The organism is Endozoicomonas sp. YOMI1, assembly GCF_024606345.1.
In the GTDB taxonomy this organism is placed as follows: domain Bacteria; phylum Pseudomonadota; class Gammaproteobacteria; order Pseudomonadales; family Endozoicomonadaceae; genus Endozoicomonas.
The window spans coordinates 1-3,209 of record NZ_JAHHPM010000078.1; the positions used below are offsets into that span (position 1 = coordinate 1).

Annotated in this window: 3 protein-coding genes and 1 pseudogene; all 4 read left to right on the forward strand. The window is 48.0% G+C overall.

Features of this window, described 5'->3' with window-relative positions:
* The first annotated feature begins 55 nt into the window (after nucleotides 1-55).
* The 4 genes and pseudogenes from KDK15_RS02905 (at nucleotide 56) to KDK15_RS02920 (ending at nucleotide 3,100) form a co-directional block, all read left to right on the forward strand.
* Nucleotides 56-1,306: a valine--pyruvate transaminase gene (locus KDK15_RS02905; RefSeq protein ID WP_257293868.1), complete on the forward strand. Its 1,251-nt coding sequence runs from the start codon at nucleotides 56-58 to the stop codon at nucleotides 1,304-1,306.
* A gap of 50 nt (nucleotides 1,307-1,356) precedes the next feature.
* Nucleotides 1,357-1,776 carry a LamB/YcsF family protein gene (locus tag KDK15_RS02910; protein WP_257293869.1) on the forward strand — a complete coding sequence of 140 codons (420 nt, stop codon included), beginning with the start codon at nucleotides 1,357-1,359 and terminating at the stop codon, nucleotides 1,774-1,776.
* A pseudogene (locus tag KDK15_RS02915) lies at nucleotides 1,751-2,069 on the forward strand (LamB/YcsF family protein). Before KDK15_RS02910 ends, KDK15_RS02915 begins: the two are co-directional and overlap by 26 nt.
* 305 nt (nucleotides 2,070-2,374) lie before the next feature.
* A complete protein-coding gene (locus KDK15_RS02920) occupies nucleotides 2,375-3,100 on the forward strand; it encodes a PepSY domain-containing protein (protein ID WP_257293870.1) in 726 nt (241 codons plus the stop codon).
* Nucleotides 3,101-3,209: the final 109 nt, after the last annotated feature.

Here is a 3,209-nt window from a genome sequence, read left to right on the forward strand (position 1 = left end):
GATTTCATTTGGTTAACTACTTACTATCCTATGACCAGAATAATCAGGGGTAAGCATGAAGCTTTCTGCCTTCGGCGAAAAATTCACCAGCCATTCCGGCATCCTTTCATTAATGGATGATCTCGGCAATGCCCTTGCTGATGGTAAAGATATGATTATGATGGGCGGTGGTAATCCGGCCCATATCCCCGAAGTAGAAGCAGTATTCAGGCAGCGACTGCGCAAAATTACCGAGAGTCAGACGGAGTTTACCCGGCTGGTGGGTACCTATGATCCTCCCCAGGGAGAAAAAGACTTTGTCCGTGAGATGGCTGCTTTTCTTAACCGTCAGTTTGGCTGGCAGCTGACGGCAAGCAATATTGCCTTGTCTAATGGCAGCCAGGCCGCTTTTTTTATGCTGTTTAATATGTTTGGCGGACGTTATGGGGATGGCGGGCACAAACGTATTCAGTTACCACTGGCGCCAGAATATATCGGCTATGCCGATGCCGGGCTGAGTGATGATTTTTTTGCGGCCAATAAGCCTGAAATTGAACACCTGGATCCGCATACTTTCAAATACCGGGTGGATTTTCAGGAGCTGGTGATTGATGACAGTATTGGTGCAATTTGTGTGTCACGCCCTACCAATCCAACCGGTAATGTACTGACTGACAGGGAAATTGAGCGGCTTGATAGCCTGGCACTGCAGCATGATATTCCCATGATCATTGATGGTGCCTACGGCACGCCGTTTCCAAAGCTGATCTTTACCGAAGCGACCCCCCGCTGGAACGAACACACCATTCTTTGCCTGAGCCTTTCCAAACTGGGACTCCCGGCGGTCAGAACCGGGGTTGTTGTTGCCAATGAGCAGGTTATCAGGGCACTGTCTGGTATTAATGCCATTATGAATCTTGCGCCAAACAGTACTGGCAGCCTGCTGGCACTGGATATGATCCGGGATGACAGCATTAACTCTCTTTGTGAGAATGTGATTCGTCCTTACTATCAGGAGAAGGCTCAGTTTGCAGTGAACTGTCTCAAAGAGAAACTGGGTGATATTCCCTGGCATGTTCATAAACCGGAAGGGGCCATGTTCCTATGGCTATGGTTTGAAGGCTTGCCTGTCTCCAGTCTGGAACTGTATGAACGATTGAAGGCAAGAAATGTGCTGGTGGTTTCCGGACATTACTTCTTCCCGGGCATAGACGATGACTGGCGTCATAAGCATGAATGCCTCAGGCTGACTTATACCCGTGATCATCAGGACGTGGAAAAGGGGTTGGCTATTCTGGCGGAAGAAGTACACAAACTTTACAGGTAAACCAGTGCAGCTGAATTGTGATATGGGGGAGAGTTTTTAGCCCCTGGCAAATGGGAAATGACCAGGCGGTGATGCCATGGATTGATATGGCCAATATTGCCTGCGGCTTTCACGCTTCTGACCCCGATACCATGAGTGACACCGTGCAACAGGCGGTAGATTGCGGTGTCACGATTGGGGCTCATCCCGGATATAACGACAAGACCGGGTTTGGTCGTCGACCCATTCCTCACAGTGCTGAAAGTATCACATGTCTTGTGGCTTATCAGGTTGGCGCATTGGATGCCATCTGCCAGCAGCATGGCACCCGGGTAAAGTACATTAAACCCCATGGCGCCCTTTATCATGGGATGATGAATAACCCTGATGTGTTTGAAGCCATTGTGATTGCCGCAGCAAACATGGATATCAAACCAGCGCTTATGATTCAGGCCCTGAACAATAATGAGCTGCAAAAAAAAGACAGCTGACAGGTATTTGGTGCCACTGATTTATGAAGCCTATGCAGACAAGGCTTATGACGATCATGGCTTACTGGTATCAAGATCCTTACCAGGGGCTGTTCACCGGGATTCAGCCACGATTCTTCAGCAGGTGAGGTGCCTGCTCTCAGGGGGAAGTGAACACCATCAGCGGAAAGCGGTTGAAACTGAAAGCCGATAGTCTGTGTGTTCATGGTGATAATTTTGACGCTAATCTTGAGGCGACAGCGTTGATTCAACAGATTCGTCAGATGGTAAACTCGGCAGACGCCACGCCATGATGGATATCCAGCCTGTCTCAGAAACAGCGTTGATCATACGGCTGGGTGATCATATTGATACTCAGGTATTGCTCTTGCGTTATGGGAAAACAATTCTACATTAACGGTATTAACCATCTATGGACGGGTATAGAGACTACTATCAATGATGCCTGCCATATTGGTGTTTTTCTCACTTTCTTTCGATGGTCCTTACCTATGTTCGGTGGCAGTTGGCGTTATTTTCTCAACTCCTGTTGTCTAAAAAGAGGCGTAACTCGATGAACGTGTGTAGTTTCCCTATTCAGATGGTGTCAGGAGTGTTGTTGGGCATAGCTTTGTCTTCATCTGCGCTTTTTGCGGCAGGCAGTAATATGCCTGCAACACCTGCATACCTTGAACAGCCTGGCAAGCTGAGATCAATGGTGCCTCTTGACCAGCTGATAGTGACAACTCGACATCAGTTCGGGGGTAAGGCTTCTGACGTGGTTGTATACTCAGCCCGGTTGCAGGAAGAGGAACAGCAGAAGGTGTTTGTCATCGACTTTATTGATGCCAATAACCAGCTGGAACGTGTTGTTTATGGTGCCTTTAGTGGTAAGCAGATAGATCATGCCCCTATGCAGGCACCCATGCCAATGGAAGAGATCTTGTCAAGGGTGGAAAGCAAGTACCCTGGAGCAAATAGAATTCGAACCTGGCTGGAGAGGCAGGGTAGCAATATGGTCTATGTTATAGAGTTAGCCGACAAACAGTTTAAGGTGAAGCGTCGCCAGTTAACTATGGATGCTTATACTGGCAGGGTGATCACGGACGTAATTTATGACCTGAAACCGGATGGTAAGCAGATATCCCTTGAGCAGATTATCAAAAATGCACGGAAAAAATACCGTGGGATGGTTGTGCTGAGAACCAGAAGCAGCGTCAAAAACAAGATGAACGTCAGGGAAATAATTTTTCTGGATGATAACCGTATAAGACATAAGATGGTGGTAAATGCGGTTAACGGGGAAGTGATAGAAGACAGGATTACGCCGTTGGGATGGATCTAGGAGGCTGTCCGAGAATAGCGCCTGTCTAGGCGACCCCGTAGCGAGGATTGCGAGAAATTGAGGATAAAAATTCGGTTTTGTGAGGTGAATAGCGGGGCTATTTGCCGAA

Bases quoted from the DNA above. Each gene is read 5' to 3' on its own strand.
- KDK15_RS02905 (WP_257293868.1), top strand. From the start codon at position 56: ATGAAGCTTTCTGCCTTCGGCGAAAAATTCACCAGCCATTCCGGCATC.
- KDK15_RS02910 (WP_257293869.1), top strand. From the start codon at position 1,357: ATGGGAAATGACCAGGCGGTGATGCCATGGATTGATATGGCCAATATT.